The organism is Algoriphagus ratkowskyi (genome assembly GCF_002150505.1).
GTDB classification, from domain to species: Bacteria; Bacteroidota; Bacteroidia; order Cytophagales; family Cyclobacteriaceae; genus Algoriphagus; species Algoriphagus ratkowskyi.
Genome location: NZ_MSSV01000005.1, coordinates 98,586 through 116,809, shown reverse-complemented (window position 1 = coordinate 116,809; position 18,224 = coordinate 98,586). Strand labels below are relative to the sequence as shown.

Annotated in this window: 19 protein-coding genes and 1 riboswitch; of the genes, 12 read left to right on the top strand and 7 right to left on the bottom strand. The window is 40.1% G+C overall.

Features of this window, described 5'->3' with window-relative positions; all coding sequences use genetic code 11:
* Positions 1–24: 24 nt before the first annotated feature.
* From BVH02_RS07650 to BVH02_RS07640, 3 genes are read right to left on the bottom strand one after another with little or no spacing between them, the layout of a single operon-like run.
* Positions 25–198, bottom strand: a complete 174-nt coding sequence (locus tag BVH02_RS07650; RefSeq protein WP_086500813.1) for a PLDc N-terminal domain-containing protein — start codon at positions 196–198, stop codon at positions 25–27.
* Between the two features lies 1 nt (position 199).
* The gene (locus BVH02_RS07645) at positions 200–430 is read right to left on the bottom strand and encodes a PLDc N-terminal domain-containing protein (protein ID WP_086500812.1); all 231 of its coding nucleotides are present in this window, start codon (positions 428–430) and stop codon (positions 200–202) included.
* A complete protein-coding gene (locus tag BVH02_RS07640; RefSeq protein WP_086500811.1) occupies positions 427–699 on the bottom strand; it encodes a PLD nuclease N-terminal domain-containing protein in 273 nt (90 codons plus the stop codon). Before BVH02_RS07640 ends, BVH02_RS07645 begins: the two co-directional genes overlap by 4 nt.
* 93 nt (positions 700–792) lie before the next feature.
* Between BVH02_RS07640 and BVH02_RS07635 the strand changes: the two genes are divergently transcribed.
* The 7 genes from BVH02_RS07635 to BVH02_RS07605 all read left to right on the top strand — a co-directional run bounded on the left by BVH02_RS07635 (position 793) and on the right by BVH02_RS07605 (position 8,567).
* Positions 793–3,348 carry a M14 family zinc carboxypeptidase gene (locus BVH02_RS07635; protein ID WP_086500875.1) on the top strand — a complete coding sequence of 852 codons (2,556 nt, stop codon included), beginning with the start codon at positions 793–795 and terminating at the stop codon, positions 3,346–3,348.
* Between the two features lie 89 nt (positions 3,349–3,437).
* A complete protein-coding gene (locus BVH02_RS07630) occupies positions 3,438–4,574 on the top strand; it encodes an amidohydrolase family protein (protein WP_394363982.1) in 1,137 nt (378 codons plus the stop codon).
* Between the two features lie 248 nt (positions 4,575–4,822).
* Positions 4,823–5,890 carry a Fic family protein gene (locus tag BVH02_RS07625; RefSeq protein WP_086500810.1) on the top strand — a complete coding sequence of 356 codons (1,068 nt, stop codon included), beginning with the start codon at positions 4,823–4,825 and terminating at the stop codon, positions 5,888–5,890.
* Between the two features lie 5 nt (positions 5,891–5,895).
* Positions 5,896–6,717 carry a LytR/AlgR family response regulator transcription factor gene (locus tag BVH02_RS07620; protein WP_086500809.1) on the top strand — a complete coding sequence of 274 codons (822 nt, stop codon included), beginning with the start codon at positions 5,896–5,898 and terminating at the stop codon, positions 6,715–6,717.
* A gap of 75 nt (positions 6,718–6,792) precedes the next feature.
* Positions 6,793–7,413 (top strand): dioxygenase family protein, encoded by a 621-nt coding sequence (locus BVH02_RS07615; RefSeq protein ID WP_086500808.1) that lies wholly within the window; start codon positions 6,793–6,795, stop codon positions 7,411–7,413.
* On the top strand, positions 7,406–8,038 hold the full coding sequence (locus BVH02_RS07610; RefSeq protein WP_086500807.1) for a YceI family protein: 633 nt from the start codon (positions 7,406–7,408) through the stop codon (positions 8,036–8,038). Before BVH02_RS07615 ends, BVH02_RS07610 begins: the two co-directional genes overlap by 8 nt.
* A gap of 43 nt (positions 8,039–8,081) precedes the next feature.
* A complete protein-coding gene (locus BVH02_RS07605) occupies positions 8,082–8,567 on the top strand; it encodes a hypothetical protein (RefSeq protein ID WP_086500806.1) in 486 nt (161 codons plus the stop codon).
* Between the two features lie 51 nt (positions 8,568–8,618).
* Here the strand turns inward: BVH02_RS07605 and BVH02_RS07600 are convergent, their stop codons facing one another.
* The 3 genes from BVH02_RS07600 to BVH02_RS07590 all read right to left on the bottom strand — a co-directional run bounded on the left by BVH02_RS07600 (position 8,619) and on the right by BVH02_RS07590 (position 11,702).
* Positions 8,619–8,894 (bottom strand): Txe/YoeB family addiction module toxin, encoded by a 276-nt coding sequence (locus BVH02_RS07600; protein ID WP_086500805.1) that lies wholly within the window; start codon positions 8,892–8,894, stop codon positions 8,619–8,621.
* Complete coding sequence (locus tag BVH02_RS07595) at positions 8,891–9,142, bottom strand: hypothetical protein (RefSeq protein ID WP_086500804.1); 252 nt, start codon at positions 9,140–9,142, stop codon at positions 8,891–8,893. The genes BVH02_RS07600 and BVH02_RS07595 overlap by 4 nt, the downstream gene beginning before the upstream one ends.
* A 172-nt stretch (positions 9,143–9,314) precedes the next feature.
* Positions 9,315–11,702 carry a TonB-dependent receptor gene (locus tag BVH02_RS07590; protein WP_086500803.1) on the bottom strand — a complete coding sequence of 796 codons (2,388 nt, stop codon included), beginning with the start codon at positions 11,700–11,702 and terminating at the stop codon, positions 9,315–9,317.
* 136 nt (positions 11,703–11,838) lie between these two features.
* Positions 11,839–11,935, bottom strand: a riboswitch (TPP riboswitch).
* Between the two features lie 160 nt (positions 11,936–12,095).
* On the opposite strand from BVH02_RS07590, the gene BVH02_RS07585 reads away from it, so the two are divergent.
* From BVH02_RS07585 to BVH02_RS07565, 5 genes are all read left to right on the top strand, one after another.
* Complete coding sequence (locus BVH02_RS07585) at positions 12,096–12,941, top strand: fumarylacetoacetate hydrolase family protein (protein WP_086500802.1); 846 nt, start codon at positions 12,096–12,098, stop codon at positions 12,939–12,941.
* Between the two features lie 246 nt (positions 12,942–13,187).
* A complete protein-coding gene (locus BVH02_RS07580) occupies positions 13,188–13,556 on the top strand; it encodes a TfoX/Sxy family protein (protein WP_086500801.1) in 369 nt (122 codons plus the stop codon).
* Positions 13,557–13,627: 71 nt separating this feature from the next.
* A complete protein-coding gene (locus tag BVH02_RS07575; RefSeq protein ID WP_086500800.1) occupies positions 13,628–14,038 on the top strand; it encodes a hypothetical protein in 411 nt (136 codons plus the stop codon).
* A 46-nt stretch (positions 14,039–14,084) separates the two neighbouring features.
* Positions 14,085–14,516: a secondary thiamine-phosphate synthase enzyme YjbQ gene (locus BVH02_RS07570; RefSeq protein WP_086500799.1), complete on the top strand. Its 432-nt coding sequence runs from the start codon at positions 14,085–14,087 to the stop codon at positions 14,514–14,516.
* 7 nt (positions 14,517–14,523) lie between these two features.
* Complete coding sequence (locus BVH02_RS07565; RefSeq protein WP_223271837.1) at positions 14,524–16,812, top strand: DUF5916 domain-containing protein; 2,289 nt, start codon at positions 14,524–14,526, stop codon at positions 16,810–16,812.
* On the opposite strand, the gene BVH02_RS07560 is transcribed toward BVH02_RS07565, so the two are convergent.
* Positions 16,809–18,206: a hypothetical protein gene (locus tag BVH02_RS07560; protein ID WP_086500798.1), complete on the bottom strand. Its 1,398-nt coding sequence runs from the start codon at positions 18,204–18,206 to the stop codon at positions 16,809–16,811. The genes BVH02_RS07565 and BVH02_RS07560 overlap by 4 nt on opposite strands.
* Between the last annotated feature and the right edge of the window lie 18 nt (positions 18,207–18,224).

Genomic DNA, 18,224 nt, shown 5'->3' with positions numbered 1-18,224 from the left:
CAACTGATCTTTTGAGTTTCGACTTCAAATCCTCTTCCCCCTACCTATTAAAAACCAAAGCACCGTACCTATAAGCGGCACCAAAACGACGATGATTACCCAGATGAGCTTGTCATTTGGATTGGCGAACTTACTGCTCACCACATCGAAAATAGTAATTATGTAGATTATTAATCCAATAGCTCCTAATCCAAACATATCAAGAAGTGTAAGTTGATTTTGTGCCTTTTCCCATCGCCAAGTAAACAAGTGGGCCAATACCTTGAGCAAAAAGGATAATCACAATCCAAATAATTTTCATGTTGGGATCTTTAAAATCTGAACGAAGAATATCAACTAGGCAATAAATCCAAAGGATAGTATAGATAAGGCCTATTAATAGAAAAAGGATACTTCCGCCTCCTATATTTTGAATAAAATGTAATGTCATTTTGCTGTTTTTTGATTAGTTGAAAAATTGGGATCGAATCTTCTAAAATTATTTTTTGTGCTACGTCTCATATTAAGGTAGATAAATGTGCCTATCACAGGAATGAATAAAATCATCAATGCCCAGATCAGCTTCATATGCTGCTCTCTAAAGTCTGAACGGATCAGATCCACTAATGCATAAATCATAAAGGCGAAATACCCGATCATCACAAGAAATGTTCCCCCTTGCCAATATAAAAGTCCGTTACTTGGTGATATTAATTCCATGTGTTCTCTTCAGTTATTTTTACCATTGAACCAAAATAGCTTTTTTTGGGTAATCAAAATAAGAATTTGCTGAAAGTTAATCTTCCCATCACTATGAAAAAAACTCTTTTATCGCTGCTTTTGACCTTCTATGCGCTGTGTAGCTTCGCTCAGGTCGATTTAAGCTATTATTTGCCTGCAGGATATACCTATGACGAAGCTATCCCTACTCCCAAGGAAGTTTTGGGATATGAAGTAGGTGAATGGCACCTGAGCCATGATCAGCTGGTGATGTATATGAAGGCCGTGGCTGCGGCTTCGGATCGGGTGACATTCGAAGAAACGGGAAGAACATATGAGAAAAGACCGCAGGTAATGTTGACGATTACGTCTCCGTCTAATCTTGCGAAGATTGATCAGATCAAATCCGATCGGAAAAAACTTAGAGATGCCGGAGCTTCGGTAGACATTTCCAAAATGCCAATCGTGATGTTCATGGGCTATTCGGTCCATGGCAATGAGCCAAGTGGTGCTAATGCATCATTGGTGGCTGCCTATCATTTTGCTGCCGCAAAGGAAATCGCTGGAGATTTAGACAATATGGTCTTACTACTCGATCCGGCGATTAATCCTGATGGTCTGAATCGCTTCGCTTCTTGGGTGAATACGCACAAGTCATACAATATGAACGGTGATCCGAATAATGCTGAGTTTAATGAAGCTTGGCCAAGAGGCAGAACGAACCATTATTGGTTTGACCTGAATCGTGATTGGCTTCCAGTTCAGCACCCAGAGTCTAGAAATCGAGTACGAATTTTCCAAGAGTGGCTTCCAAATATTCATTTGGATTTTCACGAAATGGGTACAAATAGCACGTTCTTTTTTCAGCCAGGAGTGCCTGATAGAAATCACCCTCTTACTCCAGTCAAGAACTATGAACTGACTAAGAAAATTGGGACATATCATGCGAAAGCTTTTGATAAAATTGGATCGACGTATTACAGCGAGGAGAGCTTTGATGATTATTATTATGGAAAAGGTTCTACCTATCCAGATGTACAGGGTTCTATAGGTATTTTATTTGAGCAGGCCAGCTCTAGAGGTCATTTGCAGGAAAGTGTAAATGGTATGTTGAGTTTCCCTTTTACGATCCGAAATCAATTTACCGCAAATCTCTCATCATTTCAGGCAGCGAAGGAAATGCGTCAGGAATTGAATCAGTTTATGAAAGATTTCTATACAGGCATCAAAAAGGAAGTTGATTCAGATGTGAACAAGGCATACATATTTGGAAGTAAAGAAGATGATGCGAGAAGCTATCATCTGGCGGACTTGATCTTGCAGCATGATATCAAAGTGTTTAGTCTGAACGATGACATCACGGTAAATGGAAAGGAATTCCAGAGCAAAAATTCCTATATCGTGCCTGCTGATCAACCGCAGTATAGATTGATCAAAGCAATGTTTGAGACCAGAAATACATTCAAGGACAGCTTGTTTTACGATATATCGGCATGGACTTATCCTATGGCTTTCAACTTGGATTACGTAGCACTGAATAGTCAGATTCTGAATCTAGCAAGTGTAAATGAAATCACTAAAAACACTATCGAACTAGCTCCAGGAAGAGTAATTGGTGAAGCTGGTGCTTACCAATATGCCATGGAATGGACTGATTACTATGCTCCAAAAGCAGCTTACAAATTGATGGAGGCAGATTTTCAGGTCAGGGTATCTACAGGCGGATTTACAACTGCAGATGGAAAAGAATATGGGCGAGGCACCTTGCTGATCAGCAAAGGAGACAGCGGCTTGGAGGATCAGGCATTTTTCAACAAACTATCTGAAATAGCTAAAGTATCTACAGTAGATATTTATGGTTTGGCCACAGGGAATACGGGAGGATTTAACTTAGGATCTCCGTCTATGGAAATACTTGAAAAGCCAGAAATAGCTTTGCTGGTAGAAGGAGGCGTGGATAGCTATGAGGCCGGTGAAATCTGGCATTTGCTTGATCAGCGCTACGAGATGGCAATTACATTGTTGCCGATGGATAGAATCAGTGGAAGTACACTAAATAGATACAATGTGATTTTAATGCCGGATGGCGGGTATAACAGCCTAGGGAAGTCTGGAGCGGCTACACTCAAATCTTGGATTTCTGGTGGAGGTACGCTACTAGCTAAGGGTGGTGCAATTCAATTCCTAAATCAAAATGAAATTGGAAACTTTAAGTTTCGAGAAGGTGCCAAATCAGATTCTGCTTTGCAAAAAAGCTATGGAGACTATGAAAATGAAAGAGGAGCTAGAGTCACTGGTGGTGCGATTTTCAATGCCAAACTGGATCTGACCCATCCAATCGGCTATGGCTATATCAACTCAGAAATTCACACATTCAGAAATGATAATTTGTTTATGGAGCCATCAAATAATCCATACGCAAATCCACTAGTTTATACAGATAAGCCTTTGGCGTCAGGATATTTTCACCCTTCCAACCTTTCAGGCATTCAGAATGGATCTGTGATTCAGATAGCTGGAGTGGGCGCAGGTCGTGTCGTAGCTTTTGCCGATAATATGAACTTCAGAGCGTTTTGGTTTGGTACGAACAAGCTTTATATGAATGCAATCTTCTTTGGGCAGGTCATCCAAGGAGGTACAGCGAGGTAATTACATACATTTCAAATCTCGGGTTTAGGCTCGGGATTTTCTTATTTACATCAAGTATGGGTACATACTTTTTTGCGAAAGCAACCCTTATGAATATTAAAAGCACTATGAATATTTCTACGAGAGCTCTATTTGTTTCAGTTTTCTCAATTTTCAGTCTTTCTGCAGTGGGCCAGGAAATGAGTTTTGAGGAATACAACCCACCATCCACACTGAAAGTACCTGAGCATCCGCTGAAGCGAGCGAAATTTCCCTTTGTGGATATTCACTCTCATCAAGGGGGAGTAAATAAGGAGAAAATAGATCTGTTGATCTCAGAGATGGACGAAATCAATATGGGCGTTTTGGTCAATTTGAGTGGTAGAGGTTTCGGTCGCGGAGATAGCAATTCCCAACAGGATTACATCAATGGGATGATTAAGGAGTTCAGTACCCATGCTCCAGGAAGATTTATGGTTTTCACAAATCTCAATTTTGCAGGTTTTGGTGATGAAAACTGGACTAGAATTGCCGTTAAGGAGCTAGAAGAAGATGTGGCTGCAGGTGCAAGTGGCTTGAAGATTTTTAAAAGTCTAGGACTAAGTGTGACAGATATCAATGGAAAACGAGTACCGGTTAATCACCCGGCTTTAGATGCGGTATGGGCAAAAGCTGGAGAACTTGGAATTCCGGTAATCATTCACTCGGCTGATCCTGCACAGTTTTGGGACCCGATGGATGCTAATAACGAGCGTTGGCTAGAACTGAAAATTAATCCTAACAGAAGAAGAGGTGATGATAATCCTGCACCTTTTGAGCAGATCATGGCTGAGCAGCATGATATTTTTGCGAAGCATCCAGAGACCACATTTATCAATGCACACATGGGTTGGATGGCCAATGACCTAGACGCTGCCAGTGCACACTTGGAAAAGTATCCAAACGTGAACTTTGGAATCGGTGCAGTGATCGCTGAGTTTGGCCGTCAGCCAAGACGCGCTAAGGAATTCTTCGAAAAATATCAGGATCGGGTTCTTTTTGGCAAAGATGCCTATAACAAGGAGGAATTTTATACCTACTTCCGAGTGCTGGAGACCGAGGATGAGTATTTCCCATATTACAAAAAGTACCATGCCTACTGGTCAATGTATGGTTTGGGACTTTCTGATGAGGTGTTGAAAAAGCTCTATTATAAGAATGCTTTACGTATTGTGCCAGGAATGGACAAAAGCATTTTTCCAGATTGATCTTTTGCCCAGACGAATCGCATTTTTAGGGCGAATATTTATTCGCCCAAATAAACCGATTTCGTAGTGCGAAAAATCTTTCGCCCCTACATTTTCCAAAACTATATATAAAGTCGCTTTACATAAGCTCATTTATATGTAAAGAAAATCGAAAAATCTTTACATATAGATTGCCATATGTAAAGGAAACCCTTGCTTTCTTTACATAAGGATCTACCTTTGTAAAGAAAATTGCAAAATCTTTACATATGTCTTGGGTACTAACTCCTTTGCCTTACGACGTAGAATTGGAAACAAGAACAATTCTCAAACAGCTTCCTACTGCGCATGCAGCCTTGGCAGAGCTGAAAGGATTGGTGTATTCTATTCCTAATCATGAGATTTTGCTGAATACACTGGCGATTCAAGAAGCCAAGGATAGCTCAGCCGTGGAGAATATCATCACCACGCATGACGAGCTATTCAAGTCAGATCTGGAATTTGAATCCATGACTCCTGCGATTATGGAAGTTCAGAATTATTTGGCGGCGATGAAGCGAGGATTTGAGTTGGTAATTAAGAAGGGATTGCTGACTAATCAGATCATTCTAGAGATTCAAGAGACTTTGGAAGGGAATAATGCAGGTTTTCGCAAACTTCCAAGCACCGCACTGAAAAATGCACAGACGGGCGAGACTGTCTATCTTCCTCCACAAGATCCAAATGAGATTCTTGAGTTGATGTCCAATCTGGAGCAATTTATCAATCGTCCAGAACTGAGCGATTTTGATCCGCTGGTGAAGATGGCGCTCATTCACTTTCAGTTTGAGAGTATCAACCCATTCTATGACGGCAATGGTCGGACGGGAAGGATTATCAATATTTTGTACTTGATTTTGGGAGGCCTTCAAAAGCTTCCAATTCTCTACCTGAGTAGCCATATCATTCGAAACAAAGCGGATTATTACAGATTGCTTCAGGGCGTGCGAGAGAATGGAGATTGGGAAAATTGGTTATCTTATATGATCACAGGAGTGGAAAATACCGCTAGGGAAACCATCATTTTGATAGAAAATTTGAAAGTATTGATGGCTGAAATGAAGATTCAGCTGCGTGACAATTACAAGTTTTATTCTCAGGAGCTGCTGAATAATTTGTTCAAGCATCCTTATACCAAGATCGAATTTATTGTGCGGGATATGGGCGTATCAAGAATCACTGCTGCGAACTACCTCAATAAACTCGCTGAAGATGGTGTTCTTCGAAAGGAAAAATTGGGTACGGGAAATTACTATGTTAACGAGAAATTATATGCGCTGCTTACTCTAAGAATTTAGATCCTATGAGCAAAGAAATCCAGCAAAAGAAACCAAGAATCAAGGCAACGCTGAAGTATCTCGTCGTCTTGGTTCTGGTATTGCTGGTGACGATTTTTCAGGATTTCTTAAGTTCTCGGTACAACGATTACTCGTTTTATGCCTCCGAGTCCTTTCTTTTCAATTTGTTCTGGATTTTGATTCTGCCAGTCGCGCTCATCCTGAATGGTGTTTTCACTAAGGTTTCGGCATTCTCCAATATTCCTGTTTTGATGGTAAAGAGATTCCTTTTTGTATTGCTTGCATCCCTAGTTCACATTCTGCTTTTTGCGGGTTTGGTGCATCTGATTTCAGCACTCTTCTATGAGCATACCTTTACTTTCTTCAGGAATTTGAGGTTTACTGTTTCAGAGGATTTATACAAATACTTGTTGATCTATTCGGTGATTGCGTTGGTGCTGATCCGAAAAAAGAGGCCGATAAGAGAAGCAGTTCTTAAATCAAAATACTTAAACCAGATAGTAGTGGGTTCTGCAAGGACAAAAACTGCGATTAGAACTTCAGACATTTTATACATCGCAGCTGAGGCTCCTTACATCGCAATTCATACGACAGACAAAAAACATCTGCATACGGCCACCCTAAAATCGATATTAGCTCAGCTAGATTCGGAAAAATTTGTGCGAATCCATAAATCCACCATAATAAATCTCAGTAAAGTCTTTTCATACAAATCTCGTCTAAATGGAGACTATGATATTCAGCTTTCCAATCAGCAGGAACTTCGATTGAGCAGAAATTTTGTGGATAACTTTAAAAGTAGATTCTCAACACTTCAATCGTCTTGACCTACTTTTTCAACGGCTTAGCCTATTCGATTTTTTCCCAAAAGAACTTTTATCAACCTTTTAGAAAAAACGATCATGAACAAACCCGTTCTATTTCTGCTGCTAATGGGCTGTTTTTCTTGTCAAGCGCAAACACTATCCGCTGATAAAGTTGTCGGAGGATCTTGCGAAGGCTGTGAGGCAATCTTCGAGTATGGAGATGAGAAGCTCAATGCAATTGATACGCTTCCGCTCTTTTTGGAAAACGAACCCAAGCTAAAAATCACTGGGATCGTATTTCAAAATGATGGGAAAACTCCAGCATCTGATGTGATCCTTTACATATACCATACCGACCGAACTGGTATTTATCCCAAAGTAGGAGATGAAAAAGGCTGGGCGAAAAGGCATGGGTTTATTCGTGGTTGGACGATAACTGATCAAGCCGGACAATATACTTTTTACACCTTTCGACCTGCTTCTTATCCCGACAGAACCGAGCCCGAGCATATTCATCTGACTGTAAAAGAACTTGGTAAATCTGCCTATTATTTAGATGAATATGTTTTTGAGGATGATCCTATTTTGACTTCTGAGAAAAGAACAATACTAACAAATCGTGGAGGTTCTGGGATTGTTAAGCCAAAGCTGGAAAATGGGATTTGGTTGATTGAGCGTGATTTGATTTTGGGTTTTAATATCCCCGACTATGAATAAGCTTTTCTTAATTGGATTTTTATTCCTTTTCATTTGTGGGGAAAAGAAAAACCCTACAGAGCGAATTACAAAGTTTCCATTTCATCCTGTAGGAAATTTTTCAAACGATAGCTTGGATACGCTTCACATCGATTTGAATAGGTCTTCAATCAAGTGGAAGGGAACAAAAATGATGGGATTGGGAAGTCACGAAGGAGAGATATCAATTCAAAAAGGATATTTACTCGTTCAAGACGAGATCCTAACTGGAGGCGAAATTAGCGTGGATATGAGAAGCATCACAGTAACAGATATTCCTGCCACTGACCCGATTCCAATCCGAAATCTCACTAATCACCTTAAAAGCACTGACTTTTTTGATGTGGATAAGTACCCCATTTCGAATCTAAATTTTCTCTCAATTGAAAAATTACAAAACAACAATTTGCTGGTCCATGCCTCTCTCACGATCAAAGGAATTTCTAATCCTGTTTCCTTTGAAATAGAAAAGTTGGGTATAAATCATTTCCAAACAAGCCTACAAATTGATCGCTTTGAATGGGATATTGCATATAGTGGAAGTTGGGTGGATCGCACATTAGTCGATCGTGAAATAGATCTTCGTGTGGAATTAGTAGGTAAATGAGCGAATGTTTTCTTTTATTTAGGTAGATATAATTCCAACTTCGGTGCAACAATTTATTTACAGAAATCAAAATGATGGAACCAAGGGTCCTAGACTTCTTGGGCAGATATTACTTGGTGCAGGGATATTGGTAATACTTGTGGCTTTGTTATTTGATATGGAAACTGATCCTCTAAAAATCGCTATAGTTGGCGGAGGAGCGTTTCTTATTGGGCTAATTATGAGTTCTATGAAGTCACGAATCCTTATCGATTTTGACAGGAAAAAATACAAGGAATATCAAACTATACTTTGGTACAAAATGGGTGATTGGATGAATTTGCCTTCAGTCAACCAGGCAGAAATAGTCCAGCATAGTTTTCGCAGAACATTCGTTCCAAATGGGATTACTCCTACCATGTCTGGTCAAGTGACCATCCACAAAGTTGTGCTTCTTACTGATGGAAGGAAATTTTTAGCCCTTGATTATAACAATGAAAAACATGCCGCTCTGGCTTTAGAGGAATTAAAGGAGGGCTTGGGGATTTGAAAAATAGAAATTGAACTAAAGGAAATTAGATAACTTACTCAGAATTTTTTTTTATTCTGTATAATGACCAAAAGCTGATATAAGTGTCACCGTTATCGTTTGTCCGTTAACTGAGTAAATGAGACGGTGTTCTAAGCTTAGTCTTCTAGACCATAAACCAGAATAATTGTTTTTTAATAATTCCGGTTTCCCCGTTCCAGAATATGGATGTTCTTCGAGCTCTTGTAACAAACCTTCCAATTTTGTTAAAAGCTTTTTATTTCCAGACTTCTTAATTTTCTCTATGTCTTTGAGAGCTTTTTGGGTAAAGTAAATTTCAAAGGTCATGAGTGGAGTAACTTTTTCCTCTCCATTCGATCCAATTTTACTACCCTCCCTTCTTTCACATCAATTATTCCAGCATCAATTTCAGCAAGATTTTTTGGGTTATCGAAATAAGGGTCATTACTTGGAGAGGGACTCGAATCGCCTGTAGCTATATCCTTTTCTAAGAAGTCAACTTTGAAAGCCTTCGCAAGATTTTTAAAGGCTTCAAATATTTCCTCATTATCTGTTTGGATCTCAATTGTTTTCATAGTTCCAATATACGGATTATCGGTTGGACAGATTCATTTGGCACCAAGTTCTTGGCTCTTGATTTTATTAAGGAAAAAGATGCAGTTGAGCCTTTGGAGGAATTAAAGGAGGGTTTGGGGATTTGAAAAAATAAGGGCGAAAAATCTTTCGCCCCTACATGATTATATATCCTTAAAACCTCAAACTCAGACCCAGCATAAAGTTGGTTCCAGCCATCGGGTAATAGTAATTCTCAGTTACTAGTTCTTTTTGACTTTCGCCAGGAACGAAGTAGCTGAAGGTATAGCCATTTGGCTCGTACATCTCATTGAAGATATTGTTCACCAGAAGATTTAGCTCCACACTTTTGAAAAAACGAGGCTGCACAGAGTAGCTGATGCGGATGTCATTGGTAAAGAAAGCATCCAACGACCTTGCATCAGAACTGCTGTTGTCCAAGAACTGCTTGGCCACATACTTACTCAGCCAATTTAGCGAGAGGTTTTTCACTGGCTTAAACTCGATCATCGCAGATGCCACAGCATTAGGCGATAATGCGATGTCGGTATCTGAATAAGTGAAAGACTCTTGGGTGAATTCTGCTGTGCTATAGTCATCCACATACTCTGTAAATTCCTTGATTCTATTTTGGCTAAGTGCAAGATTGGCGCCGAATGTCCAAGACTTTGACAGCTGATAGGCCGCATCCAATTCAATACCAGCACGATAAGAATTTGCTACATTTTCACGAATATATGCTCCTACATTGTTGATTTGCCCAGTAGGAATCAGCTGATTTTTGTAGTCCATGAGGTAAATATTCGCATTGTAAGTGAAACTGCCGCTTTGAGATCGGAGACCTGCTTCGATGTTGTTCAATCGCTCTGGTTTTGGAATTTCCACAATCTCATTATCTGTGAAATCAGCTCTTTTCGGTTCTCTATTCGCTACGGCATAACTTGCGTACCAAGTCCTACCAGACTTTTCATAGCTGATTCCTACTTTCGGGTTGAAGAAATTGTAGTTTTCTTTATCATCCAAGATCCTTCCATCATCATTCATTCCGGAGAAAGAGTAATCGATAAAACGTAACTGAAGATCACCGTATAAACTCAGCCCTGTGGCAAGTTCACGAGTGGCTTTCAAATAAATATTCCGATCATCTTTCACCGCGTTATTGTTGTAATATTTATCACGGATTTCTGTATCTCCAGCTATTCTTGCCCAGATGATTTCTCCATAGTGATCTCCATCGTAGCGGTTTGCTCCACCACCGAAAACTACATCCCATCGGCCATCATTTGACACATAATTAAGAGAAGCTACCCCACCGTAGAAGTCGTTATCCAACCAAAGTCTTCTAATGATATCTGTGTTTGTAATCGTGGAATCACCGATAGTCACATTAGGCAATCTATAATTTGAGTAAACATCATCGTTCCGATATTGCTCGTAATAGCCGCGACCATATGTATAATGAAGGGCACCATTTGCTTTCCAATTGCTACCAATTTTCCCTGCATAAATCAGCTGGTAATGATCCTGCTGGTAGTTATCAGTTTCGTTATCGTAGGTGTAGTAGTTGTAAGTTCTATCATCCTCCAGCTTAGATTCTGGAAGACCATACCAGCTTTGGTATGTTTTTTCTTTTCCGGAAAAGACATTCAGTTTTACCACATGATTTTCACCAAAATAACCCCCTGAGACGAAATATGAACTCAGGTCTGAAGAAGCTCTGTCCACAAAGCCATCTGAGGTAATTTTAGAAAGTCGGGCATCCACTGCAAATCGATTATTCAGCAGTCCAGAACCAACTTTGAAAGTGTGTTTGAAAGAATTAAATGAACCAGCTGAGTTGTCAATTTGCGCGTATGCTTCATCGGTTCTTGTATCCGTTTGGAAGTTTAGGCTTGCGCCAAAAGTAGCTGCACCATTGGTGGAGGTTCCTACTCCACGCTGAATCTGCAGGTTATCCACAGAAGAGGCGAAGTCGGGCATATTCACCCAGAAGACACCATGTGATTCGGCATCATTCATAGGAATACCATTCACAGTGACGTTGATTCTACTTTGATCCGAACCTCTTATCCGCATTCCAGTATAGCCTATGCCCGATCCTGCATCCGAATACGTCACCACTGATGGAGTAAAATTCAGCAGTTGGGGCATGTCCTGACCAAGATTTCGCTTCGCCAGCTCTTCTTTACTGATCTCTTGAAAAGTGGTTGGCGTACTTTGCGAAGCCCGGGTAGCTGAGACGATGAACTCCTCCGTCATCAGGTCTTTTGGCTGGAGTTTTATGGTTAGTTCACCAGAATAAGGCAATTCTAAGGTCTGTTTGACCGCGCTGTATCCTATGTAGGAAACGCGAAGTTCAACATCTCCCGATTGTAATTTGTTGATAGTGAAAAGGCCATTTTCGTTTGTTACTCCACCTTTTCCCTGATTTTCTGCCCAGACTGAGGCACCTATTAATGCTTCGCCAGATTCGGCATCTAGCACTTTTCCGCTGAGGCTTTGCTGAGCCCAGCTTGAGATTGCGACTAGGCATAGAGCCAAGCCAAGAAATACTTTTTTCATGTGTAAAATTCCCTTTCGGGTCATTGAGTGAAACATGAGAAAGCTCTAGGGAAGCCCCCCTTTATTGTTTACCCTGTCGCATAGACAAAATCTAAAATCCAGAAGGGTACCGCTTCGAATAGTTGATTTTGTTTGTTGCTCCGTTTGTTCATTTCCCTACACCGGCATTATCCGGATCAGGTAATATGGGTTTGATCTCAGCCCGTTTTGTTAAGGCACCCCCTATGATCTATGAGCAAAGGTAATGGGGAAAAGTTGCTTAGCAAATCTGTCGATTAGAAAATTAATTTTGTCAAATCTGAATTTGTTGATTTTGATACAAGCCTTTCCTACTATATCTATACCCATCTCTCAAATCTTTTCCCTAAATTTCTAATCAAACCTTATCAACTTATGAAAATCTACAAACTGCCTTCAGGCACACTTTTACAGACTGAAAACCAAGCATTTTTTGGACCCACGTTAGATTGGGATGCTTTATTGGCTAAGGAAAACTTGAAAGATCACCTAAGCTCAGAATCTAAATCCTGGAAGTCTTTTTCGCAGGAGGAAGCTGACGACATACTTTCTAAAGGTATTTTGTCCCCTATGGGAAATCAGGAAATCTGGGCAGCTGGAGTGACTTACTACCGTAGCCGAACTGCCAGAATGGAAGAATCTCAGGATGCCGGGGGAGCGGATTTCTATGATAAAGTTTACAATGCGGATCGTCCCGAGCTATTTTTCAAAGCAACCGCCAGCCGGGTTTCTGCTCCGGGAGCTCCTGTGAATATCCGCAAAGATTCTACTTGGGATGTGCCCGAGCCAGAATTGACTTTGGTTATTTCTCCTTCTGGAAAAATACAGGGATATACTTGCGGGAATGACATGAGCAGCAGAAGTATTGAGGGAGAAAATCCGCTTTATTTACCGCAGGCAAAGGTTTATGCAGGTTGCGCGGCGATTGGGCCTTGTCTTCTGATTACGGATAAAGCCATTGAAGAAACCGCAACTATCAAATTAGAAATCTATAGAGATGACGTGTTAGCTTTTAGCGGTGAAACTGCTTTGACTCAGCTGAAGCGCAAGCCACAGGAATTGGCTGGTTGGCTTTTTCGAGCAGATACCTTCCCGATTGGATGTTTTATGATGACAGGAACGGGGATCGTGCCGGATGATTTCACGCTTGCTGAAGGTGACAAAGTGAGAATCAGTATCGACGAGATCGGGGCGCTGGAGAATGTGGTGGAAAAAATATAAATCAGATATACCCGCAACTACCTTCGTAAGCACAACTGTTAGCAGTAATTGTAGAACGACACAATGACCAAAGAAGTATTCAATACATTTTGGACTTCGATATAACCCGACACAATTCCTTAACCTCATTATGTTAGACGTGATTACAAATACAGATGGTTTAGAATTCATAGTTTAACTGAAGCACAAAGGTCTTCAACTTGGCCGCTTTTTCATCACTAGTAAAACAAACACATAAATGGAATTATGGCCTACGATGAATATTTAGCTGAGCGACTAGCTACGAGTTTTAAGCGAAGGAATGTAGATTTTACTTCCCAAAAGATGATGGGAGGATTACTATTTATGGTAGATGAAAAAATGTGCATCGGTCTAAATCGGGATAAAAATACCAATAATGACCGCTTAATGGTTCGGGTAGGGGAATTTGCTCAAGATTTGTGTATGAAAAGGGCAGGATGCCGCACGATGGAATTCACTGGCAGACCCATGAAAGGATTTGTTTATGTTGATCCTGAGGGGTTTGATATGGATGATGACTGGGAATTTTGGGTAGAAAAGGCTTTGGAATACAATCCTGTTGCTAAAAGAAGTAAAAAATACAAAGTAGAATAATTCATTTAGGATTTTGGCAAAGTAATTGGATCTTAAAGTGTTACCCGAGCATGTAGCAAACATTTGATTCTATGAAAAACCTTATCCTCTTCTTTATTTTTATAGCTACAGTATTTTCGTGTGATTTTAATGATCAACCTGAACCTAAAGAAAGTGTTCTAAAGTGGGTAATTGCTGGTTATCAGGAAGGTGGAGTCTCTAACTCCAGCTATACCACCGTTCGAGATTCTTCTTATGTCTATTTTCTTTCATCGAATGGTACATTCAGAAAAACTATTGGGAAGAAAGTGATTACTGGATCTTATAGTGAGCGTTTTGAGGATGGCTTAAAAAAATATCTATTTGAGTATGAAAGTGCAGATGCCGCACTGATCCATAGTTGTAATAACGATAAAGAGGAGTACTTTTTAAATAGTCAAGGGCAGCTCACAGGCACTTGGGATGCTTGCAATGGGACCAAATTGTATTTCAATAAGCAATAGTTTGAGGGAGAGTTTTACCCTGATTGCGTGAATCCTATTTTTGTATATGACTCAATTTTTCCAACACAAACTTCGCTTGCGCTCTTTTCCGTCAGGATATCATTTGATCACTGAAGAAATTAAAAATGCAATTCCAGAAATAGCGCAGATTAAAACGGGATTTTTGCAGGTTTTCATTCAGCATACTTCTGCTGCCTTGACCATCAATGAAAATGCGGATCCTACGGTCAGAAAGGACTTTCAAACCTTCGTAAATGAGTTAATTCCAGAATCTTATCCACGGTTTATCCACACGTACGAAGGGGCTGACGATATGCCTGCGCATATTAAAGCCAGTTTTTTTAATTCAAATCTCCAAATTCCTATAACCGGTGGAGAACTTAGCTTAGGAATATGGCAGGGGATTTACCTGTGTGAATTTCGAAGAAATGGAGGTAGTAGGAATTTGATTTTAACCGCTTTTGGGGAGTTGAACTGAGCAATAGATGGCTAAGCTTACCATTGGTATAATAAAAGTTCTAAGTGTGCAGATGAGCGATATTTTTGTTTGGTATTATCGCTCTATGCAAAACTATATTTTATTTATTTGCTTATTTCTGGTCAGTTTAAATGTGGCCTTCGGTCAATCAAAGCCTAACAAAAGCGCATTTGCTTATAAATTAAAAAACCCAATTGAATTAGATGGTGAACTAAATGAGCTTATCTGGCAGGATACAGCTGGTTGGAATACAGATTTCATGCAGTATTTCCCCTCCGACACTTCCCGAGCCAAGGTGCAAACGAGAATCAAAATTGTGTACGATGATGTTGCTATCTACATCGCTGCGAAAATGGAGAATAAGGGACCTAGGAAATATGTCTCGACTTCTCTTAGAAGAGATTATCGGGGTGAAGCAAATGACGGGATTACCTTTGTTTTTGATACGTTCAATGATAAAACCAGTGCATTTCAGTTTGGTATAAATCCCTATGGTGTGCAGCGTGAGGGGCTCGTTTCTAACGGAGGGCAGGTGGGAGAAGATTTGAGTTTGGCATGGGACAATAAATGGTATGCAAAGGCAATGATCCTAGAAGATAGCTGGCAGGTAGAGGCCGTGATTCCTCTTTCAACCTTGAGATTTAAAGATGGTGGAAATGCATGGAATGTAAATTTCTATCGAATTGATAGTGATCAAGGTGAGCGAAGTACTTGGGCACCGATTCCTCGAAATTTTTCTATTATTTCACTGGCATTCAATAGGAAGTTGCTTTTTGAAGAACCACTTGAAAAAAAATCTGCCAATATCTCTTTGATACCTTATGTCGCAGGACGAACGCAACGGAATTATATCGATGGCACTCAAGAAAAACCTACTCCAGCAGTGGGTGGAGATGCCAAAATTGGACTTGGTCCAGCACTAAATTTGGATCTTACGTTCAACCCAGATTTCTCTCAGGTTGAGGTAGATGCTCAGGTTACAAACTTGGACCGATTTGAACTCTTCTTTCCAGAAAGGAGGCAGTTCTTTCTGGAAAATGGTGACCTATTTGCAAGTTTTGGACATCCGTCTGCCCGACCATTTTTTTCCCGCAGAATAGGCATAGCAAGAGATGAAAATACGGGACAGAATATTCAGAATAAGATCATCTACGGTGCAAGGATCAGTGGGAAAATTACCGATGATTGGAGAATAGGAATGATGAATATGCAAACAGCCACGGATGAATCAGCTGGAATATCAGGAAAAAACTTTTCGGTCATGGCGGTTCAAAAGAAAGTATTTGCTCGCTCTAATATTGGAATCATATTCGTAGATCGTGAATCTATGACACCAGAAAACCCTGATAATTTCTTTGACCCCTCAGCCTCCAATAAATTGCTGGGACTGGAGTATAACCTTGCCTCTGCCAATAATAAATGGACTGGAAAGACATTTTATCACAGAACATTTGAACAGGATAATGGAGAAAACCCGGGTGTGTTTAATGCCTTTATCAATTACGATGATCTGCATTGGAGTTGGAGTGTGAGTTATCTCGATATAGGGGAAAGCTATAACCCGCTAGTTGGATATGCCCCTCGAACCGATTTTAAGAGACTGAATCCAGAAATCTCCTACGTATTCTTTCCTAAATCGAGAATAATCAATCGTCATGAGCCGAAGATTGAGTACGAATTGAAGTGGAACGAAGAGCTGGGAAGTACTGATCAGGATCTTACGCTCAGTTATAAGGTTCAATTTCAATCCTTAGCTTCCTCAGCTTTTTATTATCAAAATAGATACATCTATCTGTTCAGAGATTTTGATCCTACTCGAACTGGGGGAGAGCCCTTACTTGCTGGGTCATCTTATAGAAATGATTTCATTGGATATAAGTTTCAGACTAATCCAAGGAAGGCTTTAAATATATCTGTCAATGGCGAGGTTGGAGAGTATTTTACTGGCAATAGAGTGAGTTTTGCTAGTGAGATGGGATTGAGGCTAGGGTATTTTGCTAATATATCCATGAATTTCACCTACAACCGAATCAGACTTCCAGCTCCTCAGGAGGATGCCGATTTATACTTGATAGGCCCAAGGTTTGACTTGACGTTTACCAAAAGCTTATTCTGGACTACTTTTATTCAATACAATAACCAGATTGACAACTTAAATATCAATACGCGACTTCAATGGAGATTTGCTCCAGTTTCCGACTTCTTTTTGGTCTATACGGATAATTATTATCCAAGTGATTTTATGCCAAAACAGCGTTCATTAGTCCTGAAGCTGAATTATTGGCTGAATCTTTAATTCTTTAAAGCTTCAATCTTAACATGATCTCCAGTCATCAGAATCCTGCGAAAACCATCTTTTGTGTCGTTACTCACTTCCTTTCCTAGCACTTTCACTTTAGAGAACTCTTCAGGAAGCTCGATAGATATTCCAACTTTCTTTTGGGTTTGAGTCACCTCTACTGTTATTTGATCTTCATCCGAGCGGATGCTAATGTTGATTTTGTTGTCCTCGATCCATAGATTATCAACAGATATATCCTTCCAGTCTTTAGGCAAATTTGGCCGGATGTACGTCACTCGATTGACTGCATCGCCATGAATCCCCATCAACAATAAGGTCGTAGGTTGAATCAGGTCCCAACCTGGTGCAATATGCCGTGGTTTATTTTTATCAAAGAAAAATAGCGCTTCATCCACTTGAGCAGTAAACTCTTTAGTAAGCTCTTTTAGAAATCTGTGAATTTCATCAGGATCTTCGATGGGGCTTGCCGGTCCCTGGTACTTATCAAATTTATATGAGCCCACTTTATATTTTGCCCAGTCGTAGGCCGTGTGAAGTTCTTGATCTGGAATGGTAATCTTTGCTGTTTTTCTCAATGAATCTACCAGCGCAAAATTCTCATCCCAATCCGTGTAAAGATCCTTTCTCAGATCAGCCAAGATCTCCATCGCGGTAAATTCTCCCAGATCTGAACCTGCGATAAAAATTGGAATTACACGCTCTTCGTTAGCTGCTAACTCTAATGAAATTTCAAATCCAGCACTTGCTCCGGATTCTGAGATTTCTTGTGTGCAATCAGAAATAGTAGGACTCATATTGAAATCAGTTGAAGTTCCCCATGCCGCGTACCAGTTATTATCTTGATCTTTTGCGGTGAAGATTCCAGTCAACTCGTCATAAATAATCTGATCTGCAGCATTGCTTCCAAATGTGCTATCCATCAGCAAACTAGGCTTCAGATCTACATTTGGTTGAAACTTAAAGCGAATGCTTTTTGCTGAGTTATCCACATTCTTGATGGAATATAAAAGGGTGATTCCCGGCTTATCTTTGCTGATAAATTGGAGCTGGCTTACTTCTAATCCAGAATTGTTCAGCTGAAAAATCTGTTTGGATGCAAAAGGATATTTATTGAAATCACTTGAATTATCTAAGCAAATTGTCTCCGTTCCAGTTTGAATAGCAGCGGTAGAACCACTCCATAGTTGAATGGTTTTTAAGGTAATTTTTTGCTGCTTTCCACTGATCAAAATATTCTCACTTCCTAAAGAAAAGCTAGTTGCTTCATTGACGGGTACCGAAGGTAATTTCTCTAAACTATCAAAAAGCATTGCTTCCTCGGATTGCGGGCCTTGGCAGGATAGAGAAATAAAAAGGACTATCGGAATTGTGAGAATAGAGTATTTCATGGAAACTGAATTTGCCTA

Coding starts and splice junctions, on each gene's coding strand:
- BVH02_RS07650 (WP_086500813.1), bottom strand. CDS start 198: ATGTTTGGATTAGGAGCTATTGGATTAATAATCTACATAATTACTATT.
- BVH02_RS07645 (WP_086500812.1), bottom strand. CDS start 430: ATGACATTACATTTTATTCAAAATATAGGAGGCGGAAGTATCCTTTTT.
- BVH02_RS07640 (WP_086500811.1), bottom strand. CDS start 699: ATGGAATTAATATCACCAAGTAACGGACTTTTATATTGGCAAGGGGGA.
- BVH02_RS07635 (WP_086500875.1), top strand. CDS start 793: ATGAAAAAAACTCTTTTATCGCTGCTTTTGACCTTCTATGCGCTGTGT.
- BVH02_RS07630 (WP_394363982.1), top strand. CDS start 3,438: ATGAATATTAAAAGCACTATGAATATTTCTACGAGAGCTCTATTTGTT.
- BVH02_RS07625 (WP_086500810.1), top strand. CDS start 4,823: ATGTCTTGGGTACTAACTCCTTTGCCTTACGACGTAGAATTGGAAACA.
- BVH02_RS07620 (WP_086500809.1), top strand. CDS start 5,896: ATGAGCAAAGAAATCCAGCAAAAGAAACCAAGAATCAAGGCAACGCTG.
- BVH02_RS07615 (WP_086500808.1), top strand. CDS start 6,793: ATGAACAAACCCGTTCTATTTCTGCTGCTAATGGGCTGTTTTTCTTGT.
- BVH02_RS07610 (WP_086500807.1), top strand. CDS start 7,406: ATGAATAAGCTTTTCTTAATTGGATTTTTATTCCTTTTCATTTGTGGG.
- BVH02_RS07600 (WP_086500805.1), bottom strand. CDS start 8,894: ATGACCTTTGAAATTTACTTTACCCAAAAAGCTCTCAAAGACATAGAG.
- BVH02_RS07595 (WP_086500804.1), bottom strand. CDS start 9,142: ATGAAAACAATTGAGATCCAAACAGATAATGAGGAAATATTTGAAGCC.
- BVH02_RS07590 (WP_086500803.1), bottom strand. CDS start 11,702: ATGAAAAAAGTATTTCTTGGCTTGGCTCTATGCCTAGTCGCAATCTCA.
- BVH02_RS07585 (WP_086500802.1), top strand. CDS start 12,096: ATGAAAATCTACAAACTGCCTTCAGGCACACTTTTACAGACTGAAAAC.
- BVH02_RS07580 (WP_086500801.1), top strand. CDS start 13,188: ATGGCCTACGATGAATATTTAGCTGAGCGACTAGCTACGAGTTTTAAG.
- BVH02_RS07575 (WP_086500800.1), top strand. CDS start 13,628: ATGAAAAACCTTATCCTCTTCTTTATTTTTATAGCTACAGTATTTTCG.
- BVH02_RS07570 (WP_086500799.1), top strand. CDS start 14,085: ATGACTCAATTTTTCCAACACAAACTTCGCTTGCGCTCTTTTCCGTCA.
- BVH02_RS07565 (WP_223271837.1), top strand. CDS start 14,524: ATGGCTAAGCTTACCATTGGTATAATAAAAGTTCTAAGTGTGCAGATG.
- BVH02_RS07560 (WP_086500798.1), bottom strand. CDS start 18,206: ATGAAATACTCTATTCTCACAATTCCGATAGTCCTTTTTATTTCTCTA.